Raw genomic sequence first — 21,917 nt, forward strand, 5'->3', positions numbered from 1 at the left:
AGCATATTTACTATTCGCCAAAATCAAGCAACAGCTGACGTTCATCCACTTTCTTTTTCGGTTTCGGCAACAATAAGCTGCGCACCCGTTGCGGAGAAAGTTCGTTCACTGTCTGCATCTGGAGAGGCAGTTCTTTGCAAGTGATGAAATATTGCGCTTTCTTCATCACCACTCCTATCTTCTTCAGTTCATAAAATCCCAGCCGCGAAAAACGACGGGAAGCAACAATCAGTTTCGCCGACTTCACCCCTACTCCCGGCACACGGAGCAACATTTCGTAGTCTGCCTTATTGATGTCGACAGGAAACTGTTCGGGATGGCGCAAAGCCCACGAAAGTTTCGGGTCTATTTCGAGATCGAGATCCGGATAGGAATCATCCACAATTTCATCTACCTTGAATTGATAAAAACGCAATAACCAGTCAGCCTGATAGAGCCGGTTTTCACGTACCAGAGGCGGCTGTTTCAATGCCGGAAGGCGCTTATCATACGTATTCACGGAAACGTAGCCCGAGTAATAGACACGTTTCATGGTGGGGCGCCCATAAAGTGCCGACGAAAGAAAAAGAATATCTTTATCCGATTCGGAGGTAGCTCCCACAATCACCTGGGTACTTTGTCCCGCAGGTGCGAAACGCGGTGCGTGGCGAAACTTCTGCCGTTCTTCTTTACTCTCCAACACGCCTTGTTGAATGTATTTCATCGGAGCAAATACGCTTTTATGGTCTTTTTCCGGTGCAAGCAGTTTCAAATTTTCTTCTTTGGGAATTTCGACGTTGACGCTAAGACGATCGGCATACAATCCGGCTTCATTCACTAATTCGCGACTGGCTCCGGGAATACTCTTGAGATGGATATAACCGTTAAAACGGTATACTTGCCGCAAATCTTTGGCTACACGCACAAGTCTCTCCATTGTATAGTCCGGATTACGGACCACTCCGGAGCTAAGAAACAGCCCTTCGATATAGTTACGACGGTAGAATTCCATCGTCAGCTCCACCAATTCCGAAACGGAAAAGGTAGCGCGGGGAAGATCGTTGCTACGACGGTTGACGCAATAGGCACAATCGTAAATGCAATAATTGGTAAGCATGATTTTCAATAGCGAGATACATCGACCGTCCTCGGCAAAACTGTGGCATATCCCCCATCCTCCCACAGTGTTTCCCAGCGTTCCCGGCTTATTGGAACGCACCGTACCACTGGAAGAACAGGAAACATCGTACTTGGCAGATTCTGCAAGTATCTTCAGTTTAGCTAAGACGTTTTCGTTCATCATTCCCGATCTTGATTCTTTTCGCAAATATACGATTAAATTTGAGATGCGTATAGAAGAAAAAAGTTTGCCCCCCTACAAATTGCAAATAAATCATTTAAAAGAACCACAAAAATATAAAAAGCCCGGACTTACATCTTGGGAGACATCTCTTTTCTAAAAAAGCGATTCACCCAAACGAACCGCTTTTTATGCTATAAATAATTGCCACTATCCGTACTAAAACAATAAAAAGTCATTCCGCATTAAAACAAAAAGAGGGCATATCGCTTCACGATATGCCCTCTTTTTCAATATCCTAGTAGTCTTCTAAATTATTTTTTAGAAGCTTCCAAAGATGCTTTACGGAATTCTTTCATTGCTTTTTCGATTTCCAAAGAAGCTTTACGAGCGCGAGTTCCTGCTGCTTTGTTACCGTTTTCGATCTGTGCGTTAGCATCTTTTGAGAAGTCAGCATAAAGAGCTGCTACCTTTTCTACCAATTCTTTCATAATCCTTTTATTTTTTTCGTTAATAATGTGCCGCAAAAATACACTGTTTCCCGAAATAAAAGCATAAAATCAATATTTTTTTTGAAATAATCTTCGAAAAATATCTAAAAAAGGGGCTTTTTACCTTTTTTACCTACCTTTGTAGCCATGAAACTGCTTACAGATACCGATTATATACATGCACTGATTGCTGAAGGAGAGCACCAGCAACAGGACTTTAAATTCGAAATTTCCGACGCACGCAAAATAGCCAAAACACTTTCGGCTTTTGCCAACACGAACGGAGGACGATTACTTATTGGCGTTAAAGACAATGGTAAAATCGCAGGAGTACGCTCCGAAGAAGAAAAATATATGATTGAAGCCGCCGCACAACTTTATTGCGTGCCGGAAGTGGAATATTCTCTGCAAACATACATAGTGGAAGGACGACAAGTGTTAGTGGCAACCATCGAAGAAACTCCACATAAACCGGTTTACGCCAAGGACGAAACCGGAAAGCCCCTAGCCTATCTCCGCATCAAGGACGAAAATATTCTGGCAACTCCCATACATCTCCGTGTATGGCAACAGAGCGATAGCCCCCGTGGAGAACTCATCCGCTACACCGAACGTGAACAGCTCCTGCTCGATCAACTGGAGCACGGAACTTTACTCTCACTCAACCGTTACTGTCGACAAACCGGACTTTCACGACGTGCCGCTGAACATCTGCTCGCCAAATTTGTTCGTTATGATATTGTGGAACCTGTATTCGAAAATCATAAATTTTACTTCCGAATAAAAGACGAATAACCACAAACAATGCTTTATACTTAATACTTAACTATGACTTTTATCAACGAGATTAATGACATACTTTGGACGTATATTCTAATTATTATGTTATTAGGATGTGCTGTCTGGTTCAGCATACGGACACGCTTTGTACAATTTCGCATGATCCGGGAAATGATCGTGCTGTTAAGCGAATCCGCCGGCAAAGGAAAACAGGGAGAGAAACATGTATCTTCTTTTCAGGCATTCGCTATTTCTATCGCCAGCCGTGTGGGTACGGGGAATCTTGCGGGAGTGGCTACTGCCATTGCCATCGGAGGTCCCGGGGCTATTTTCTGGATGTGGGTCATCGCACTGTTAGGGGCTTCGAGTGCTTTCATAGAGTCTACTTTGGGACAATTATACAAAATACGCGGAAAGGATTCGTTCATCGGAGGACCTGCTTATTATATGAAGAAAGGGTTGAAACAACCGTGGATGGGAATGCTTTTTGCCGTATTAATAAGCATTACTTTCGGGTTTGCTTTCAATTCTGTACAGAGTAATACGATCTGTGCTGCGGCAGAGCATGCTTTTGGGTTCAATCATATTATATTGGGAGGTGTGCTGACTTTGCTGACATTGCTTATCATCTTTGGAGGTATTCAACGCATTGCCCGCGTCAGCAGTATTATCGTGCCTGTTATGGCTTTGGGATATGTAGGGCTGGCACTGGTTATTGTTGCACTCAATATCACTCATTTACCGGGTGTTATCGCACTGATTGTCAGCCATGCTTTCGGTTGGGAGCAGGCATTGGCAGGAGGAGTTGGTATGGCATTAATGCAGGGCATCAAGAGAGGACTTTTCAGCAATGAGGCCGGTATGGGTTCGGCCCCGAATGCGGCTGCCACGGCTCATGTCAGCCATCCCGTAAAACAAGGGTTGATACAGACTTTGGCGGTATTTACAGATACATTATTGATATGTACCTGTACGGCTTTTATCATCCTCTTTAGTGGGGCTCCTCTGGATGGTTCGGCTAATGGAGTGCAGCTGACTCAACAGGCGTTGACAAACGAAATAGGTTCTTCGGGCAGTATCTTCGTTGCCGTAGCTCTTTTCTTTTTTGCTTTCAGCAGTATTCTGGGGAATTATTATTATGGTGAGGCTAATATCCGTTTTATCACTCACCGGAAATGGGTACTTCATGGTTACAGGATATTGGTGGGTGGTATGGTACTCTTCGGTTCACTTGCCACATTGGATATGGTATGGAGCCTGGCAGATGTCACGATGGCGTTAATGGCTATCTGTAATCTGATCGCTATCCTTTTCCTCGGAAAATATGCTATCCGTCTGCTAAATGATTACCGCGCGCAAAAGAAAGCTGGCATCCAAAGCCCTGTTTTTAAGAAAGAGACAATACCGGACATCGAAAAGGACTTGGAATGTTGGTGAAAACCAACTGTTTTTGTACCTTTGCACGCAAATTGACAGATGGTAGTTATGTTATATACCTTCCACACGCTCAAATAGTAAATTGTAAATAATAAAATTGTAGAGATAACAATGGGCTTATTTGGTTTATTCAAGAAAAAATCCGATGAAACGAAAGTCGGCAATGTAGAAGATTTCATATCACTGACACGGGTGTATTTCCAGTCAGTTATCGCCACAAACCTCGGTATCACTAATATCCGCTTCTTGCCGGACGTAGCTAACTTCAAACGTTTGTTTAAAGTTCCTACTCAAAACGGTAAACTGGGATTGGCCGAAAAATCTGCTGCGCGCAAAATGCTGATGCAGGATTATGGGTTGAACGAGAACTTCTTTAAGGAAATCGACTCTTCCGTGAAACGTAACTGCCGCACTCAAAATGATATTCAATCTTATTTGTTCATGTATCAGGGATTTTCCAATGATCTGATGATGTTGATGGGAAATCTGATGCAGTGGAAGTTTCGTATGCCGTCGATCTTTAAGAAGGCTTTGTATGGTATGACACAGAAAACGGTACACGATGTTTGTACCAAGACAGTGTGGAAGGCTGATGATGTGCATAAAACGGCTGCGACTGTTCGCCAGTACAAAGAGCGTTTGGGATACTCTGAACAGTGGATGACGGATTATGTGTATAATATTGTTCTTCTTGCCAAGAAGGAGCCGAAACGGAAGAATGACGACACGGAAACGAAAAAATAAGTCGCTTTAAATGTTAGAAAATCGTAAAGATTAATAGGATAGAAAAAGCGGGGGTTTTGTACCTCCGCTTTTTTTGTTATCTTTATGTACTTTTTTCTTTTGTCTTGATACAAAAGAAAAAATCAAGGCTGCGCCTGCCCGGCTACTCCGGTTTCATTCCCGTCTAAAGGGTAGAAACTCGCTTCGCTCAAACAGTCTGCCCTTCTTAACGCCGGTAATAAAACCTTCGCTTGACGCCGTGCAGACGAGGCCGGAGGGGGACTATGCGGTGTGGTAGTATATTATAATAATTAAAAAATAGAGAGATTGCTTATGAAACAAAAGAAAATGCTTGCGCTTACTTTTTCACAGTTGAAACAAATCTATAATCAAGAAATTCCGGAAGTGGTGGAGATAGCTGATAAGAGCTCTTCTGTGGAAGAGTTCAAGGCTGGGATGCTGCGTTTTTTGGAAATTTGCAGGATAGAAAATGAGGCTGCGGAGGAGGCGAGGGAGCAAATTCGACTCTTACTCGATTATGATGGACAGAATGTCCATGAACTGTCTACTGGACAGGATATGTCAGTACAGACGATTCGGTTGCTTTATGAGTTTCTGACGGGAACGTTGGAAAATATGGAGATACCGACGGATTTGTTTATTGAAATTTTTCAGATGTTTAAACGGGTGAAGGAAGAGGTTGTACCTTTACCATCGCCGCAACGTATCAAAAGTCGGAATGACCGGTGGGAAACGGGATTGGATGAAGAGGTACGTGAAGTGCGGGATGAGAATAAGGAGCGGATGTTGCACTTGTTGATTCAGAAGATTGAAAACAGGAAGTCGAAGCCTTCGGTGCGTTTTCACTTTGAGGAGGGAATGAGTTATGAAGAAAAATACAGGTTGGTAAGTGAGTGGTGGAACGATTTCCGCTTTCATTTGGCAATGGCTGTGAAAAGTCCGGGCGAGTTGAATCGATTCCTGGGAAATTCACTTTCGTCAGAGACTATGTATTTGCTTTATCGTGCCCGGAAGAAGGGTATGCCGTTCTTTGCAACTCCTTATTATTTATCGTTGCTTAATGTAACCGGATATGGGTATAATGACGAGGCTATTCGGAGTTATATTCTGTATTCTCCACGTTTGGTGGAGACGTATGGAAATATTCGCGCGTGGGAGAAAGAGGATATTGTAGAAGCCGGGAAGCCTAATGCTGCGGGATGGCTTTTGCCGGACGGGCATAACATTCATCGGCGGTATCCGGAGGTGGCTATTCTCATTCCTGACACTATGGGACGGGCTTGCGGAGGACTTTGTGCTTCCTGTCAGCGTATGTATGATTTTCAGAGCGAGCGGTTGAATTTCGAATTTGAGTCTTTACGCCCGAAGGAATCATGGGATCGTAAGTTGCGTCGGTTAATGGCTTATTTTGAAGAGGATACGCAATTGCGGGATATTCTTATTACAGGAGGAGATGCGCTGATGAGTCAAAATAAAACGCTTCAGAATATTCTGGATGCGGTGTATCGGATGGCGGCACGCAAACAAAGGGCGAATCTTGAACGCAAGGATGGAGAGAAATATGCGGAATTGCAACGGGTACGGTTGGGGTCACGTCTGTTGGCTTATTTGCCGATGCGTATCAACGACGGGCTGGTTGATGTTCTGCGGGAATTCAAGGAGAAAGCATCGGCTATCGGTGTGAAACAGTTTATTATACAGACTCATTTCCAGACACCGCTGGAGGTTACTCCTGAAGCTAAAGAAGCGATCCGGAAGATTCTTTCTGCGGGATGGATTATTACGAATCAGTTGGTATATACGGTGGCTGCTTCACGTAGAGGGCATACGACCCGGCTTCGTCAGGTGCTCAATTCGTTGGGGGTGGTATGTTATTACACTTTCTCGGTAAAGGGATTCAATGAGAATTATGCAGTATTTGCACCCAACAGTCGTTCAATGCAGGAGCAACAGGAGGAAAAGATTTATGGCCGTATGACACCGGAACAGGCGGAGGAGTTATATAAGATATTAGAGACGAAAGTAGGAACAGAAGAGGAGCCTAAAGAGGATGTTGCCAAGCAATTAAGACGCTTCATGAGAAAGCATCATTTACCTTTCCTTGCCACTGATCGCAGCGTATTGAATTTACCGGCTATCGGTAAAAGCATGACTTTCCAGTTGGTGGGACTAACTGAAGAAGGAAAACGAATTCTACGCTTCGAACATGACGGTACTCGTCATCATAGCCCGATTATCGATCAGATGGGGCAGATTTATATTGTAGAGAATAAATCGCTAGCTGCTTACCTGCGCCAGTTAGCCAAGATGGGAGAAGATCCGGAAGACTATGCTTCTATATGGAATTATACGAAAGGAGAAACCGAACCTCGTTTCAGTCTTTACGAGTATCCTGATTTCCCCTTCCGCACAACAGATAAAATGAGTAATTTAAGTATTAAGAATTAGGTATTAAGTATTAATCGACAAGCATCAACTAACAAGTATTAATCAACGCCTATCAAGTATAAACCAGCGGCTTCGGTAATACTTATTACTTAATACTTGTTTCTACTACTTGTTTCCTACTCTTTTACCCGTATTACTATATTTGCAATAATTGCAGTTAGGCCTCCGGTGGTAATCCCTGAAGAGAAGATACTTCGAATTGCTTCCGGGGCTTGTTGTAATACGTCCGGCATTAGTTCTACCCCTAAGCCTAAGGAGAGGCTGACTGCTAATACCAAAGTTTCTTTACGGCCTATTTCTTGTGAGGAGACAATACGGATTCCCGCCGCTGCTACTGTGCCGAACATTAGTAAGGTTGCACCGCCCAGTACAGGATCGGGCATTAAGGAAAATACGGCACCTACGATGGGAAATAAACCCAAAAGGACGAGCATTGCTGCGATATAATAACCAACATAACGGCTGGCTACTCCGGTCAGTTGGATAATACCGTTGTTTTGTGCAAAGATGGAGTTTGGAAAAGAGTTGAATACACCGGCGAGAAAGGAGTTGAATCCATCTGCCATTACTCCACCGGAAACCCGTTTCAAATAGGAATCTCCTTCAATGGGAAGTCCGGAAATCATAGAGTTGGCAGTTACATCACCTGTTGCTTCAATGGCAGTTATCAAGTAAACCAGACCAATGGCTATAAAAGAAGACACATTGAAATCAACACCATATTTAAAAGGCTGGGGAATATTAAAACTCATCAGCATTTCCACATTCAACGCACTCATATCCACTTTTCCCAGAGCAAATGCCAAACCATAGCCAAGGCAAAGTCCGAGTACAATGGAACTCATACGCAGGTATTTGTTCCCGCAACGGTTGAAAAACAAGACGCTAAGAAGTACCAGTGCTGCAATAGACAGGTTTTCCCACGTAGCAAACGTACCATTATCCATAGCTGCATATCCGCCTCCGCAAGATACGATACCTACCTTTATCAGACTCAATCCGATAAGCAGCACGACAATACCGGAAACCAGCGGAGTGATAATATTACGCAGATATTTGAATGTGCGGCTGACAATCATTTCGATAGGCGCAGCAGCCATACAGGAACCGAAAATTAACGGTAATCCGCCTACCATCCCTGTGGCAATGATAGGGCCGATAAAAGAAAAACTGGTTCCCTGGATGCAGAGCAGTCTTGCTCCTATCACACCAAAGCGGCGGCATTGTATAAAGGTAGATACTCCCGAAGCAAAAAGAGACATGGAAACCAGAAAGCTTGTCTTTTCTACATCAAGTTTCAAGGCACTTGCGATGATAAGCGGAGGTGTAATGATCGCTACGAAAATAGCCAAAAGATGTTGTAAAGCCGCAAACAAGGCGTCTTTAAAAGGGGGACGGTCTTCTACGCCGTAGATTAAATCAGTTTTCATTTAACAGGGTTTCTATATATTTTTTTAAGTTCCGCAGAGGGATAAACAGAGATTATTCTGAAGTCCGGCTTCTTTTAGTCCGACTTTTTTTAATTCTATTTCTTATAATCCGTTTTTTAGTTCAGCGTCCATTTCAGAGCGAGTGTCGGGATAACATAAAAGCCATCACGACCGCCGAAGTCATTACTCAATTCGACTTCGGAGCCAACACTAAGATTGAAATTTTTATTTACTCCTTTGATTTTGTTTAGGTTTACCCAGAATTGTGGTTCGGAGAGAAAGATAGTCTTTCCATAGTTGGTTTCTTCGCGCCACCAGTCGGCAAAGCCGGAGAAAGTGAGCAGATTGCGGCAGAAATTCACGTACCACGTACCTGTCAGCTGGAAGTTGTTGGGCGATTGGTGTTTCTGAATATACTTATACATAGCAGTCAGCGTAAAGCCTTTGGAAAAGGAAGCATTATTAAAAGTGTAGGTAGCTCCTGCCAGATAAGCATTTTTATAAGACATGCCTTTCGATAATCCACCGTTATATTCAAGATGTGCAGAGAAAGGACCTTTCCAGAATTTTAGTTCACGGGCTATTTCCCAATAAGCGGAAGCGACACCCTCGGAAGTGTAATCCATATCAACAAAGAAATAAGTGCTTCCCCAAGTATCAGGATGAAACTTCTCCACAGTGGAGGTGAACAGCGGGCGACCTTGCAAATCTTTATCATACAAAGAACGTCCGAAATCATAATGTAGCTGAATGTTTTGCGCCTGCAATCTCGGTACGCCAGAGAGCAACATACAGAGGAAAAGAGCAGAGATAATCTGTTTCATAAGCAAATGTGTTTAAATGAAGATGCAAAAATAGTTAAAGCTACACATATAAGCACATTACTTCTGTCTTTTTTTATTCCAGGTTATTATCTCCCGTATCCCACCAGAGTCTTGTACCTCCATGGTCATCTCCGCCTAAAGCCTCGACAAGAGCAGAATATTGCTCCGGGTCTTCTGTCTGCAATGTACCTGGGAAATTAAGACGGCGCACCATGATCTCCGTGTCGATGCATCCGCTCCTACTATGATTGAATCGAACGGGAAATAAACGGGGATATCCCGTTCGTCTTTGTTCGGCCCAAGCTTCGCAACCTTCCGGGAACATGGCAATCCACTTCTGCGTGATAATCTTCTCCAGTTTTGTCTCCTTATCATCCTGCGGATTCCATTTGGGAGTGACTTTACAACGCGCTTCTATATTATTTTCTTCATCATAAGTGTCTATAAAGTCGGAAGCTGTCAGCTCACTTTTCAGGTAATCCTCCACCCCATAAATTCCCCATTGATGAAAAGAGGTAGTTACGCCGTTCCGGTAACAAGCTTCTTCATCTTCATCGGTCCACCCGCGCAAAGCGGCTTCGGCACGCAGAAACCAGACTTCCGAAGCAGTCATCAGAGGCGCATCGGTGCTTTGCAGGACAAACAGCTTCGACAATCCGGAATAATGACTATGAGCAAAACATGTCCCTTGACGAATTCCACGATATTGTCCTTTCAAAGCTTCATCCGTACAGTGTTCGAAATAAGCTCCAAGACGAGGATCATCATATCCGACCAAGATTGATTCCATGTTAGCACTCATGTAAGTTTCATTCCACACACGGTTAAGTTCTCCCAATGGATTGGTATATCCGGATTTGGTAGAAACGATTGCTCCGCCTGTTTCCGCTTCAAAGAAGCCATAATCGTTTTCTTTTATTTTCTGTATTTCAGCACAAGCCTTATCGGGAGCAACAGAGGCAATACGCATTGCCAACCGCAAACGCAACGAATTGGCAAACTTCACCCAGGAAGCGTATTTCCCATCCAACAAAATATCAAAACGTGCAAATCCATTGGATTCCGGTTTCTCATCTATATAGTTGGTGAGAGCAACTACAGCAGAATCGAGTTCATTGAAAAACTCATAATAGACATCCTCTTGTTTATCCGGACGGTAATGTTTTTCGGCATTAGCAAAATTCTTATAAATGATAGGACCATAATAATCCGTCACACGATGCATCGCTTCCACCTTTAATATTTTCGTTATCCCGAACAGAGCAGGATGTGTATTTCGGGTAGCATTCTCCGACTGATATATCTGTGGGAAAATATAAGAATACATGTGTGTCCACATGGCGCTATTCCAGCCGTCCTGCATATTATAATCGGAATTATGCGAGCCCCCGTTCAGAGGTTTGCCGTCATGCATATACCCACTGAACATGTCCGCGTTCAGATTCTGTATCAGTTGGAAAGGCCAGTTCTTTCCTTTTCCGTAGTCGTAATTAAAATAAATACCTTGCTGAATAATTCCCAAACGGATTCCATAGCCATTGTCATCAATAATCAAGTCATCATCCGTGATACCGGACAAATCGGTATTGTAATCACGGAAATTACCGGTACAAGCTACAGAGAACAGCAATACCCCCAACAAATATAGATATACATATTTTCTCTTCATTTCTCTCTCCTGCCTTTAAAATTCACATTTCAGAGTAAAGCCCAGACTACGGGTCGTAGGCATTCCGAACACTTCAATTCCTTGATTATCATTTCCGGTAGAAAGTACCAGATCCGGATCAAAAGGAGCTTTCTTATACAAGAAACATAGATTGCGAGCTACAAACGAAAGCTGAACATCTTTCAGTACCTTCGTTTTCTGTATCCACTTCTTGGAGAAATTATAGCTCAATGATACTTCACGCAACCGTAAATTCGTAGCATCATACATATAATATTCCGTCACCCCGGCACGCCCGCCTACTATTTTATAGAATCCTTTCACATTGTCTATACGCTGACCGTCGAGCATTACATATCCCCTGTCACGCGCATCGGCCGTTATTTCAGATACTCCATAAAGATCCATTTCCGCCTGTGTCTGCGAAAGGACTTCACCTCCGTAGCGCCAATCAAGCAGAAAATAAAGGGTGAAGCCTTTGTAAGAGAATGTATGATCCCATCCCATCATAAAGACAGGGTTGGCATTTCCTACTTTCACCGTATTCCCATCGCCCTCCACCAATGGAAGTCCTTTATTATCACCCTCTGTTTCGTAAACGATATTGCCTGCATCATCACGCACAAAAGCCTTACCATATATATCACCGATAGAACCGCCTTTAATAAGTTTCATGGCATAGCTGGAAGAAAAACTGGTAGGCCCGTAAATCATTTCTTTCAGATCTTCGTGCAACTTCACTATCTTATTCTTATTGGTAGAGAAGTTTACAGAAGTTTTCCAGTTGAAATCAGGAGTTAATACGGGAGTTCCATTCAGTGTCAATTCCCATCCCCGATTCTGGATATTTCCGGCATTTACATATCGGTAAGCATACTTATCACCTGCAAGTGCGGGAAGTTTGAAGAATTGATTATAAGTATTGGTACGATAATAAGTCAGATTAACCCCTAAACGGTGTTGAAAGAATCGCCATTCAGTTCCAAATTCGATGGCATGAGTCATTTCCGGCTCCATTTCCTTGAAAGGTGCGGCGTCATTCGCCTGTATCTCGCCACCGGCATTGATCTGCGAAGAGGGATTAGTGATAAATGGAGGAATATCATTCCCTACTTTACTATAAGCGCCACGCAATTTTGCGAAAGAAACCCATTCGGGTAACTTCACCCATTTATCAAGTAGCATGGAAAGCCCTACAGAAGGATAAGCGAATCCGGATTTTTCATGGCTGGTATAAGACAAGGTTGACGCCCAGTCATTACGGGCCGTCAAATCAAGAAACAATTTTTCCTTATAACCGATCTGTGCCGTACCGAATATAGATTGCAACTGACGGCGTTGATCTATTCGCTGGTCAATACTGGCAGAACTGTTCATGACGATATTGGCAATATTAAACACATTAGCAAACTTCAAAGATGCATTTTTCGAATCATATCGGGTAGAATTAACGACTTTATCATTTATACTACCACCAATCGCCGCATCCAGTGTAAAATCCCCCCAGGTTTTCTTCACCATCGCCATGACATCACCATACATCTGGGTTTCCTGATAATCCATCTCGATATATCGTCCGTTCGCTCCACACAGGGCGGTGGCAGTAGACGCATAGAATTTCTGGCGTAACTTGTCCGCCCAATAATCCATGTTTCCACGGGCTTGAATCGTCAGCCAATCATTTACCTTAAAGTTTGCTGAAAGAGAAAGGATAATGCGTGTACGTGTTTCTTTACTTTGTATGCGGTTCGTTATCCAGTATGGATTCTGTTCGAAGTCTTCGGTAAACGTATGCCAATTCTGCACACCCAGTTTCCGTTCTTCGTCATAGGTTTCAAAATGATCTTTATAATAAGACAAATCCTCCCCACGAGGAAAACGATAGAGCCCTACCAACGGATTCATATAGAAACCTCCCGACACCGGCTTATTCTCGACGGTCTGTTTCATCACATTCACACTACCGTCCAGTTTCAGACGTTTGTCGAACATGGTAGCCGTCTCACGCAAGTTTATATTATGCTTTTTCAGTTTATTCTTGTCGATAATCCCCTTTCCGGTAGTATTGGCATAGGAGAAATAAGTTTGCAGGTTTTCATTTCCATAACTGATAGATACGGAAGTCATCGATGTCAATCCGGTACGGAAAAAATCATCCAGATTATCATAAGCCATCAGATTCTCTTTCTCTCCCCAACTGTCTACCACATCACTGACACCATAACGATTCTGCATTTTAGGCATACTGAATGCTTTCTCGAAAGTGAGTCCTGTAGAGAAATTAATATTCCTTTGTCCGACAGAGTTGCCTTTTTTAGTCGTAATAAGAATCACTCCGTTAGCAGCCATGCTACCATATAAAGCGGCAGCAGGAGCACCTTTCAAAATACTGATGCTTTCTACATCTTCCGGATTCAGATTAGAGATTCCGTCTCCTCCATCACGATTCCCTGCATTCGCCGTACCACCAATAGCCGAATAAGCCTGTTCGGAAGAGGTGTTCGACATCGGCACTCCATCTATTACATAAAGCGGTTGATTATCACCGGATACCGAACGGATTCCCCGGAGACTGACTTTTGCGGAACCGCCCATACCGGAAGAGTTTTTGTTGATTTGCACACCGGCAGCTTTTCCCGCCAGAGCAGCAATCATATTTACTTCTTTGACACGGTTCAGTTCCTCTCCCTTGATTTTTTGCACAGAATAGGCCAATGTAGCTTCATCCTTTTCAAGTCCCAAGGCTGTTACGATGACATGTTCAAGCATCACCGCATCTTCCTGAAGACGTATTTCAAGCACATTCCGACCTGCCACATTGACTTCTACAGTCTTATAACCCACAAAAGAAACTTGTAAGACAGCACTATCCGGCACAGACAAAAAGAATTTTCCATCAATATCGGTCACAGTACCATTGGTCCCCCCCCTTTCGCGTATTGTAGCACCGATCAGTGGTTCACCATAGATATCAATTACACGCCCTCTCACGGTATTATGATCAGAAGGAACTTCTATCGTCCCTCTTAACGCTTGTTGCTCCGAAGCATAACAATTTCCTCCCTCCAGAAAAAACAGGCCTATTAAGAAGCAACTCACAAAAACTTCTTTTTTCAATGATATAATAAAATATTGTTTGTTCATCACGCCGCAAAAATAACTAATTTTTTTAAATCTAGCATTTTTTCTCATTGATTTTGAAGGAAATAAACATTATCACTATTTTTGTACGAAATTAAAATGAAAGAAATTATGGAAATCGAAATACATCCATTAGAACCGTTTCTCCCAGCGAAATCAAAATTACTTATGCTGGGAAGTTTTCCGCCACAGAAAAAACGTTGGTCTATGGAGTTTTACTACCCGAACCTAAACAACGACATGTGGCGTATATATGGAATCTTATTCTTTAATGATAAGAATCACTTTCTGAATTCGACACTAAAATCGTTCTGCCACGAGCAAATCATAGACTTTTTAAACGAAAAGGGGATTGCCCTATTTGATACTGCTTCATCCATTCGCCGGTTGCAGGATAATGCATCGGACAAGTTTCTTGAAGTAGTGGAAGCCACCGATGTTGCAGCATTACTGCGGCAGCTTCCCGAATGCAAAGCAATCGTCACTACGGGCCAAAAAGCAACGGACACTCTCCGACAGCAATTCGACATAGAAGAACCCAAAGTAGGTGATTACTCCGAATTTGTTTTCGAAGGACGTGCCATGCGGCTTTACCGGATGCCCTCATCATCAAGGGCGTATCCATTAGCATTGGACAAGAAAGCGGCCGCTTACCGGATTATGTTTCAGGATTTACAGATATTGAAGTGAAGTTCAAGTATTAAGTATTAAATATCAAGTATTAAATTATAAATGAATATGGCAACATTATTTTTGCAGTACCCGGCATGCAGCACATGCCAAAAAGCCAAGAAATGGTTAACAGAAAATAACATTGAGTTTACCAACCGCTTAATCGTAGAAGAAAATCCTACGGTGGAAGAATTAAAGGCATGGATTCCGCGCAGCGGTCTGCCGGTGAAGAAATTCTTCAACACGAGCGGATTAGTATATAAAGAGCTGAAACTAAGCGAGAAGCTACCTGCAATGAGTGAGGAAGAACAGATAGCACTATTGGCAACCAACGGTAAATTGGTGAAACGCCCATTGGTAGTGACAGACAGCTTCGTTCTAGTCGGTTTTAAGCCCGATGAGTGGGAAAAATTAAAATAATTCAAAACTTATTTACCCGAATGTTTGGAGATTCAGAAGTTTCTACTACCTTTGCAGCCGCAAACACGGGAGTAGCTCAGTTGGTAGAGCACCGGTCTCCAAAACCGGGTGTCGGGAGTTCGAGCCTCTCCTCCCGTGCAGAGTTAAATAGCTGTAAACAATAAGTTTACGGCTATTTTTCGTTTCAGGTCGGACGAAATTCGGACGAAATAAATGATAGTGACGCTATCCGACAAAGATAGTGACGGTATACAACAGCGATAACGTCACTATCCCGAACATATACCGTCACTATCATTTTCTACGATTATCCATCTGGAATTCTACGTTCATTCATATCTGCGAATCTTACGCATAGTCATATAGCGTACACTCACAATGACTCCCGCCCGATTTCCTAGTTCTTATTCGTTCTTTCCAATCCTTTGGCAGCCTCAACCAAACGGATGAATTCTCTTCTATATCCTTTATCATCATTATTCAGTCCCTGTTTGGCCAGATCAATCACTTTGTCGTAACTGGCATTTCCTTTAAAGTCAGACTCCCGGAGTAACTGTCCGAACATAGCCACTGCAGAAGCAAAGCGGAAATCGGAAGAAACATTATTTCCTTTATTATCTACGAAAGGAAGTTCCAGTTTCTTGCTGACATCTTTATCCGGGGCTTTATAACGCAGTTTCACAGTCAGGAGTTCATTAGAGCCTGTCGGCTTCACGGATACTTTCTCTTTCTTCTGATATTTCAAGTCGTCTATTTTACCTACATATTCATTCTTTACTCCTGTAGGAATCACTTCGTAAAAGGCTGTCACTGTATGTCCCGCACCCATATCTCCGGCATCTTTAGCATCATTATTAAAGTCCTCGTCTTTCAACAGACGACTTTCGTAACCAACCAGACGATAGGCCTGCACTTGGGAAGGATTAAATTCGACTTGCAGTTTGACGTCTTTTGCCACTGTATGCAGCGTAGCACCGAATTCGCCTACCAAAACACGGTTGGCTTCCTGCAAGTTATCTATATAAGCATGATTGCCATTTCCCTTTTCAGCCAACACCTGAATCTTCTTATCTTTATAATTACCCATGCCATAACCCAGTACGGTAAGGAATACTCCACTCTTGCGTTCTTTTTCAATCAATTGTTCCAATCCTTCAGCGGAAGAAACGCCCACATTAAAATCACCATCGGAGCAAAGTATGATACGGTTATTGCCGTTAGAGATCAGATTCTTCTTGGCTATTTTATACGCTAACAAGATACCTGCACCACCTGCCGTAGAGCCACCCGCCGTTAATTCATCTATCGCTTCGCGAATCTTCTGTTTGTCGCTACCCGGAGTTGCTTCCAGTTTCACACCGGCACTACCTGAATAAGTCACAATCGCTACTTTATCTTTATCACGTAAGTTATTCACCAATAATTTGAGAGATGACTTCACCAAATCCAACCGGTTGGCTCCCCACATAGAACCGGAGACATCAATCAGGAATACCAGATTAGATGCAGGCAGATTATCCGTCGGGATTTCTTTTGCTTTCAGGCCGATACGTACAAGACGATGATTAGTATTCCAGGGACAGGCTCCGGATTCCATCGTAATTTTCACAGGATCACTTCCTGTCGGCTTCGGATAATCATAAGAAAAGTAGTTCACTAATTCTTCTGTACGGATAGCATCAACCGGAGGCAGTTCACCTTTATTGATAAAACGACGCATATTACTATAAGAAGCGGCGTCTACATCAATAGAGAAAGTAGAAAGCGGAGCATCCGACACACTCTTGAAACCATTCTCCTGAAACTCCCCGTATTCTTCCGCATTTGCAGCATCATACATGATTCCCGGAGTCGGACATACTGCCCTGTAAGCAGTAGACATTACTTTTGCAGCTCTTGTCTCATGCCCGTATCCTACCACCACACATTCTTCCAATACCAGTTCGTCAGCTTTCATCTTCACATCCAGCGTGGCCGATTTTACCACCCTTCTCTCTTGCTTATACCCGATATACTGGAACAACAACGTTTCCCCCTTCTTAGCCTGAATCGTGTACCGGCCATTCATATTCGTTACCGTACCCTTCGTAGTACCCTTTATCTGTATCGAACAGCCAACAAGCGGAGTTCCATCCTTTGCATCCGTCACAGTACCCGACACGGTAATAGCTTGCGCGTTCACCATACCTAAAGAAACAACTGCCATCAGCAGTACGAGCATCATTGCTCTGAATTGATTTGTTTTCATAACTTCATTATTTAAAATGTTACTAATAGTTCGCTTTTACTATAGAGATGCAGATTTCACACTGATTCCATAAATGACTTGCACTTTTTTTATCCGGCAGAAAAAAAGAGTCCTTTCAAAATTCTCCCTTATTCCTTTGCCACTCATCAGATGATGTGTATATTTGCGAATCATAAACATATCACAAATATGAAAAACGAAGTCGACGGAAGGCGGGAAATAGCCTCGCGAAACACGGCCTGGGCTAATAACATTGCCCGCAAACTAACTCGTTGGGGTGTCACTCCCAATCAAATTTCCATGATGAGTGTATTCTTCGCTATGGTAGGTTGCCTCCTGCTGATTGGCACAGTTATTTATCCCGGCTTCAATAAATATGTAGCCTATATTCTGTTCATCGTTTGTATGCAGTCGCGGTTGCTCTGCAACCTGTTCGATGGGATGGTCGCCATTGAAGGAGGAAAAAAAAGTGCCAACGGAGATCTTTATAACGATATGCCCGACCGTTTTGCCGATGCATTATTCATCATTCCCGTCGGGTATGTAGCAGGTGGATTCGGAGTCGAATTGGGATGGCTGGGCGCCCTTCTTGCTGTTATGACAGCTTATTTCCGCTGGATAGGAGCCTACAAAACACATCAGCATTTCTTTAATGGTCCGATGGCCAAGCAACACCGCATGGCGTTGCTGACACTGACCTTTGTAGTCGCCACCTGCACCATCCATTCAGGATACGACCGGATGGTATGCTTCATCGCTCTAATCATTATCAACATCGGTCTTATCGCGACACTGATACATCGCCTGTACCTCATGTCACACACAACAAACACTGAAATAAAATGAAAAATCTACTGGATAAAATATTCCCTACACTAAGCGATGAGTTGATTATTGTCATCTCGCTTATCATCGGACTGCTTGTTACGGCAAGCCTTATTCTTTTCCTTGTAAAAAAGATATCTCCGAAAACAAATATCAGCGAACTCGCCGCACGCACGCGCTCATGGTGGATCATGGCGGGTATGTTTATCGGTGCTGTATTTATCAGCTATAACATCTCTTATTTCTTCCTTGCCTTTCTCTCTTTCATTGCTTTCAGAGAACTTTATTCTGTATTGGGATTCAGAGAGGCAGATCGCGGAGCACTGTTTTGGGGCATACTGTCTATCCCCATTCAATATTACCTGGCTTACCTTGCCTGGTATGGAGCATTCATCATCTTCATTCCGGTAGTCATGTTCCTCGTATTGCCTTTACGGCTCGTTTTAAAGGGAGACACACACGGAATCACCAAGTCGATGGCACTCTTGCAATGGATTCTGATGCTTTCCGTATTCGGTATCAGCCACCTCGCTTATCTCCTGTCGCTTCCCGAACTACCGGGATTCAGTTCCGGAGGACGGGGTCTGCTGTTGTTCCTTGTATTCCTTACGGAAATCAATGACATCATGCAATTTATCTGGGGCAAACTTCTCGGACGGCATAAGATTCTTCCGAAAGTAAGTCCGAACAAGACATGGGAAGGTTTCCTGGGTGGTGTCATCAGTACCACTGTCATTGGTTACTTCCTCGGTTTCCTGACTCCCCTCTCCGCTCCCAACGTTATTCTGGTAAGCGCCCTCCTTGCGATTGCCGGCTTCTCGGGAGACGTGGTCATCTCCGCTATCAAGAGAGATAAAGGAATTAAAGATATGGGGAACAGTATTCCCGGTCATGGAGGAGTATTCGACCGGATAGATTCGCTGTCCTACACTGCTCCTGTATTTTTTCATTTAGTTTATTACATTGCATATTAAACGGAGAGAATGGAAAAAAGATTCATGCAAGCTGCTGCCATGCAGATTATATATAAAGGTGTTTTCCAATGGTTCCTGAAATTAATCGTAGGGGTTCAGTTCACCGATTGCCGCTTCCTTAAAAAAGAAAAGCAATTCATTATCCTTGCCAGCCATAACAGCCACCTGGACACCCTAAGCCTATTGGCTTCCCTGCCCGGCGAACTCTTGTGGAAAGTCAAACCCGTAGCAGCAGAAGACTATTTCGGGAAAACCCGCTTTCAGGCTTCCATCAGCAACTTTTTCATCAATACGCTTCTTATCAGAAGAAAAGGGGAAAAAGATTCGGAGCACGATCCGATCCGTAAGATGCTTGAAGCCATTGATGCCGGATATTCACTGATTCTTTTTCCGGAAGGAACCAGAGGGAAACCGGAGCAGATGGGAAAAATAAAATCCGGCATTGCCCGTATCCTGTCGCTACGACCTGAAGTGAAATATATTCCTGTATTCATGACCGGTATGGGACGCTCTTTACCCAAAGGAAAGATGATCCTGTTGCCATACAAAGCATCCATCTATTATGGTATGCCCGCTTTGGTAAAGAGTACGGATACACATGAAATATTGGAGCAGATAACAGGTGATTTTGAAAGAATGAAAGAAAAATATCAAGTTGTTATCGACGAAGAAGAGGAATAGATGTTGTTTTTCAAAAGAAACATATCGAAACTATCGGACGAGGAATTACTGATACACTATACGAAGTCCAGCGATACGGAATATTTCGGTGAATTATATAACCGATATATCCCGTTACTGTACGGACTTTGCCTAAAATACCTGCATGATGAAGACCGGGCACAGGAAGCAGTCATGCAGTTGTTTGAAGATTTATTGCCTAAACTGGGAAATTATGAGATAAAAGTTTTCAAGCCATGGCTCTACCGGGTGGCGAAGAATCATTGCCTGCAACTTTTACGGAAGGAAAATAAAGAAATTCCGTTAGATTATACGGTTAATATTATGGAATCTGACGAATTTCTGCATCTATTAAGTGAAGAGGAAAGTTCGGAGGAACAACTGAAGGCATTACATCACTGTCTCGAAAAGTTGCCCGAAGAACAACGGACCAGTATTACGCGTTTCTTTCTGGAAGAGATGTCGTATGCCGACATTGTGGAACAAACTGGATTTACTCTGAACAATGTGAAAAGCTATATCCAGAACGGAAAGCGAAATTTAAAAATTTGTATCAAGAAACAAGCCCTATGAAACTATTGGACTACATACGAGGACTCCGCAAAGGAAAAGAGGCACACCGACTGGAACGAGAGTCGATGCAGGATCCTTTCCTGGCCGATGCTATGGATGGTTACAGCCAAGTGGAGGGAAATCACGAACAACGGATCGAGAAACTGCGGATGCAGGTTTCAGCTCATTCGGCAAAGAAAAAGAACACCCGTGCTATCACTTGGAGCATCGCTGCCTGTCTGGCTATCGGATTCGGTATCAGCAGTTATTTCCTGTTCCTGAAAAAGAGTATGACGGACGAAGTGTTCATTGCCAAAGAGAGTGTTTCCTCCAAGTTGGCTGAACCCGCAGTTCCGCCCACTCCGGCCATTCCTGCAACTCCAACAGTTCCGGCAACTCCACAAAAGGAAATCGCATTGGCTACCGCAAAGGTAAAAACGGATTCCACTCCTGCTTCCGAAGATTCCACTCCTGTTTCCGAAATTACTGCGAGACAAGCGAATAAGAAAGATATGATTGCCAAAATCCAAGCGACTTCCCAACCACAACAAGGTGTGCCTGTGGCAACTGTGCCGGTGATGGAGGAAGTGTCGGAAGAGACTGCCGCATTGCAAGAAGTAGTAGCAACGATGGATACTTTCGAATCTGAATCTGATAAGAAAATGAAGTTGGCTAAGGTAGCGACTATCCTTCCTCAAAAGAACATGATTAAAGGGAGAGTGACCGACGAAAAAGGAGAACCACTTATCGGAGCCAGTGTGACATATAAAGGAACGAATATCGGAACCATCACAAATATGAATGGAGAATTTTCGTTAGTCAAAAAGGATGATAAGAAACGATTGACAGCGGAATATATCGGATATGATCCGGTAGAAATCCGGGTAGATACCAGCCGGACGATGCTCATTGCCATGAACGAAAACAAACAGACACTCAATGAAGTGGTGGTAGTGGGATATGGCGCTAAGAAAAATAAGAAGTCAACAACCCTCGGAAGTGTTGTGAAGGTTGAGGAACAGGCAGAGAAAGAGATCACTCCACAACCTGTCATCGGTAAACGTAGCTATCAGAAATACCTGAAGGAGAATCTCGTTCGTCCGGCGGATGAAAAGTGCGCACAAGTGAAAGGAAAAGTTGTATTAACTTTCCTTGTTAATAAAGAAGGGCGTCCCTTCTACATCAAAGTAAAAGAGAGCCTTTGCGAGTCTGCTGATAAGGAAGCAATCCGCCTGATTCAAGAGGGACCGGACTGGATTTACGGCAACAAACTAGTAGAAATTACTGTCAAATTCGAATAGT

Annotated in this window: 18 protein-coding genes and 1 tRNA gene; 12 read left to right on the top strand and 7 right to left on the bottom strand. The window is 43.3% G+C overall.

The genetic code is table 11. The features are described from left to right. Window positions 1-10 precede the first annotated feature (10 nt). Both DWZ47_RS13730 and DWZ47_RS13735 read right to left on the bottom strand, forming a co-directional pair. Complete coding sequence (locus DWZ47_RS13730; RefSeq protein WP_004304808.1) at window positions 11-1,279, bottom strand: putative DNA modification/repair radical SAM protein; 1,269 nt, start codon at window positions 1,277-1,279, stop codon at window positions 11-13. Between the two features lie 314 nt (window positions 1,280-1,593). Continuing rightward, window positions 1,594-1,770 carry a histone H1 gene (locus DWZ47_RS13735; RefSeq protein WP_004301965.1) on the bottom strand — a complete coding sequence of 59 codons (177 nt, stop codon included), beginning with the start codon at window positions 1,768-1,770 and terminating at the stop codon, window positions 1,594-1,596. Between the two features lie 147 nt (window positions 1,771-1,917). Between DWZ47_RS13735 and DWZ47_RS13740 the strand changes: the two genes are divergently transcribed. From DWZ47_RS13740 to DWZ47_RS13760, 4 genes are all read left to right on the top strand, one after another. Beyond that, entirely contained in the window at window positions 1,918-2,565 is a 648-nt protein-coding gene (locus DWZ47_RS13740) for a helix-turn-helix domain-containing protein (protein ID WP_004304807.1), read from the top strand. A 33-nt stretch (window positions 2,566-2,598) separates the two neighbouring features. After that, entirely contained in the window at window positions 2,599-3,987 is a 1,389-nt protein-coding gene (locus tag DWZ47_RS13745) for an alanine/glycine:cation symporter family protein (RefSeq protein WP_117513513.1), read from the top strand. 111 nt (window positions 3,988-4,098) lie between these two features. Then, entirely contained in the window at window positions 4,099-4,731 is a 633-nt protein-coding gene (locus tag DWZ47_RS13750) for a hypothetical protein (protein ID WP_004301962.1), read from the top strand. Between the two features lie 312 nt (window positions 4,732-5,043). Beyond that, entirely contained in the window at window positions 5,044-7,179 is a 2,136-nt protein-coding gene (locus DWZ47_RS13760; RefSeq protein WP_117513514.1) for a KamA family radical SAM protein, read from the top strand. A gap of 116 nt (window positions 7,180-7,295) precedes the next feature. Here the strand turns inward: DWZ47_RS13760 and DWZ47_RS13765 are convergent, their stop codons facing one another. From DWZ47_RS13765 to DWZ47_RS13780, 4 genes are all read right to left on the bottom strand, one after another. Further along, complete coding sequence (locus DWZ47_RS13765) at window positions 7,296-8,609, bottom strand: nucleobase:cation symporter-2 family protein (protein ID WP_004304803.1); 1,314 nt, start codon at window positions 8,607-8,609, stop codon at window positions 7,296-7,298. 116 nt (window positions 8,610-8,725) lie between these two features. Further along, a complete protein-coding gene (locus DWZ47_RS13770) occupies window positions 8,726-9,433 on the bottom strand; it encodes a DUF5020 family protein (protein WP_117513517.1) in 708 nt (235 codons plus the stop codon). A 73-nt stretch (window positions 9,434-9,506) separates the two neighbouring features. Next, the gene (locus DWZ47_RS13775; RefSeq protein WP_117513519.1) at window positions 9,507-11,102 is read right to left on the bottom strand and encodes a SusD/RagB family nutrient-binding outer membrane lipoprotein; all 1,596 of its coding nucleotides are present in this window, start codon (window positions 11,100-11,102) and stop codon (window positions 9,507-9,509) included. 15 nt (window positions 11,103-11,117) lie between these two features. Beyond that, complete coding sequence (locus DWZ47_RS13780) at window positions 11,118-14,246, bottom strand: SusC/RagA family TonB-linked outer membrane protein (RefSeq protein ID WP_117513521.1); 3,129 nt, start codon at window positions 14,244-14,246, stop codon at window positions 11,118-11,120. A 108-nt stretch (window positions 14,247-14,354) separates the two neighbouring features. Between DWZ47_RS13780 and DWZ47_RS13785 the strand changes: the two genes are divergently transcribed. From DWZ47_RS13785 to DWZ47_RS13795, 3 genes are all read left to right on the top strand, one after another. Continuing rightward, the gene (locus DWZ47_RS13785; RefSeq protein ID WP_117513561.1) at window positions 14,355-14,933 is read left to right on the top strand and encodes a uracil-DNA glycosylase family protein; all 579 of its coding nucleotides are present in this window, start codon (window positions 14,355-14,357) and stop codon (window positions 14,931-14,933) included. A 48-nt stretch (window positions 14,934-14,981) separates the two neighbouring features. Then, the gene (locus DWZ47_RS13790; RefSeq protein WP_004308288.1) at window positions 14,982-15,335 is read left to right on the top strand and encodes an arsenate reductase family protein; all 354 of its coding nucleotides are present in this window, start codon (window positions 14,982-14,984) and stop codon (window positions 15,333-15,335) included. Window positions 15,336-15,400: 65 nt separating this feature from the next. Further along, window positions 15,401-15,473 (top strand) — tRNA-Trp (locus DWZ47_RS13795). Window positions 15,474-15,732: 259 nt separating this feature from the next. On the opposite strand, the gene DWZ47_RS13800 is transcribed toward DWZ47_RS13795, so the two are convergent. Further along, entirely contained in the window at window positions 15,733-17,583 is a 1,851-nt protein-coding gene (locus DWZ47_RS13800; protein ID WP_117513523.1) for a vWA domain-containing protein, read from the bottom strand. A gap of 189 nt (window positions 17,584-17,772) precedes the next feature. Here DWZ47_RS13800 and DWZ47_RS13805 point away from each other — a divergent pair, with 189 nt between their 5' ends. Genes DWZ47_RS13805 through DWZ47_RS13825 form a run of 5 tightly spaced genes read left to right on the top strand, consistent with a single transcriptional unit; the run spans window position 17,773 to window position 21,916 of the window. Beyond that, window positions 17,773-18,429 (top strand): CDP-alcohol phosphatidyltransferase family protein, encoded by a 657-nt coding sequence (locus DWZ47_RS13805; RefSeq protein WP_004325081.1) that lies wholly within the window; start codon window positions 17,773-17,775, stop codon window positions 18,427-18,429. Then, window positions 18,426-19,382, top strand: coding sequence for a phosphatidate cytidylyltransferase (locus DWZ47_RS13810; RefSeq protein ID WP_008016953.1), 957 nt, complete (start codon window positions 18,426-18,428; stop codon window positions 19,380-19,382). Before DWZ47_RS13805 ends, DWZ47_RS13810 begins: the two co-directional genes overlap by 4 nt. Before the next feature lie 24 nt (window positions 19,383-19,406). Next, entirely contained in the window at window positions 19,407-20,063 is a 657-nt protein-coding gene (locus DWZ47_RS13815; RefSeq protein ID WP_182281623.1) for a lysophospholipid acyltransferase family protein, read from the top strand. After that, the gene (locus tag DWZ47_RS13820) at window positions 20,064-20,636 is read left to right on the top strand and encodes an RNA polymerase sigma factor (RefSeq protein WP_117513526.1); all 573 of its coding nucleotides are present in this window, start codon (window positions 20,064-20,066) and stop codon (window positions 20,634-20,636) included. It abuts the gene before it with no gap. Beyond that, on the top strand, window positions 20,633-21,916 hold the full coding sequence (locus tag DWZ47_RS13825) for a carboxypeptidase-like regulatory domain-containing protein (RefSeq protein ID WP_117513528.1): 1,284 nt from the start codon (window positions 20,633-20,635) through the stop codon (window positions 21,914-21,916). The genes DWZ47_RS13820 and DWZ47_RS13825 overlap by 4 nt, the downstream gene beginning before the upstream one ends. The last annotated feature ends 1 nt before the right edge of the window (window position 21,917 follow it).

The organism is Bacteroides sp. AF32-8BH (assembly GCF_003435205.1).
GTDB lineage: Bacteria > Bacteroidota > Bacteroidia > Bacteroidales > Bacteroidaceae > Bacteroides > Bacteroides ovatus.

What these genes read in the sequence shown, in the direction of transcription:
- DWZ47_RS13750 (WP_004301962.1), top strand. Translation starts at nt 4,099, where the DNA reads ATGGGCTTATTTGGTTTATTCAAGAAAAAATCCGATGAAACGAAAGTC.
- DWZ47_RS13785 (WP_117513561.1), top strand. Translation starts at nt 14,355, where the DNA reads ATGGAAATCGAAATACATCCATTAGAACCGTTTCTCCCAGCGAAATCA.
- DWZ47_RS13820 (WP_117513526.1), top strand. Translation starts at nt 20,064, where the DNA reads ATGTTGTTTTTCAAAAGAAACATATCGAAACTATCGGACGAGGAATTA.
- DWZ47_RS13765 (WP_004304803.1), bottom strand. Translation starts at nt 8,609, where the DNA reads ATGAAAACTGATTTAATCTACGGCGTAGAAGACCGTCCCCCTTTTAAA.
- DWZ47_RS13770 (WP_117513517.1), bottom strand. Translation starts at nt 9,433, where the DNA reads ATGAAACAGATTATCTCTGCTCTTTTCCTCTGTATGTTGCTCTCTGGC.
- DWZ47_RS13730 (WP_004304808.1), bottom strand. Translation starts at nt 1,279, where the DNA reads ATGAACGAAAACGTCTTAGCTAAACTGAAGATACTTGCAGAATCTGCC.
- DWZ47_RS13810 (WP_008016953.1), top strand. Translation starts at nt 18,426, where the DNA reads ATGAAAAATCTACTGGATAAAATATTCCCTACACTAAGCGATGAGTTG.
- DWZ47_RS13745 (WP_117513513.1), top strand. Translation starts at nt 2,599, where the DNA reads ATGACTTTTATCAACGAGATTAATGACATACTTTGGACGTATATTCTA.
- DWZ47_RS13815 (WP_182281623.1), top strand. Translation starts at nt 19,407, where the DNA reads ATGCAAGCTGCTGCCATGCAGATTATATATAAAGGTGTTTTCCAATGG.
- DWZ47_RS13800 (WP_117513523.1), bottom strand. Translation starts at nt 17,583, where the DNA reads ATGAAAACAAATCAATTCAGAGCAATGATGCTCGTACTGCTGATGGCA.
- DWZ47_RS13740 (WP_004304807.1), top strand. Translation starts at nt 1,918, where the DNA reads ATGAAACTGCTTACAGATACCGATTATATACATGCACTGATTGCTGAA.
- DWZ47_RS13760 (WP_117513514.1), top strand. Translation starts at nt 5,044, where the DNA reads ATGAAACAAAAGAAAATGCTTGCGCTTACTTTTTCACAGTTGAAACAA.
- DWZ47_RS13735 (WP_004301965.1), bottom strand. Translation starts at nt 1,770, where the DNA reads ATGAAAGAATTGGTAGAAAAGGTAGCAGCTCTTTATGCTGACTTCTCA.
- DWZ47_RS13825 (WP_117513528.1), top strand. Translation starts at nt 20,633, where the DNA reads ATGAAACTATTGGACTACATACGAGGACTCCGCAAAGGAAAAGAGGCA.
- DWZ47_RS13805 (WP_004325081.1), top strand. Translation starts at nt 17,773, where the DNA reads ATGAAAAACGAAGTCGACGGAAGGCGGGAAATAGCCTCGCGAAACACG.
- DWZ47_RS13780 (WP_117513521.1), bottom strand. Translation starts at nt 14,246, where the DNA reads ATGAACAAACAATATTTTATTATATCATTGAAAAAAGAAGTTTTTGTG.
- DWZ47_RS13775 (WP_117513519.1), bottom strand. Translation starts at nt 11,102, where the DNA reads ATGAAGAGAAAATATGTATATCTATATTTGTTGGGGGTATTGCTGTTC.
- DWZ47_RS13790 (WP_004308288.1), top strand. Translation starts at nt 14,982, where the DNA reads ATGGCAACATTATTTTTGCAGTACCCGGCATGCAGCACATGCCAAAAA.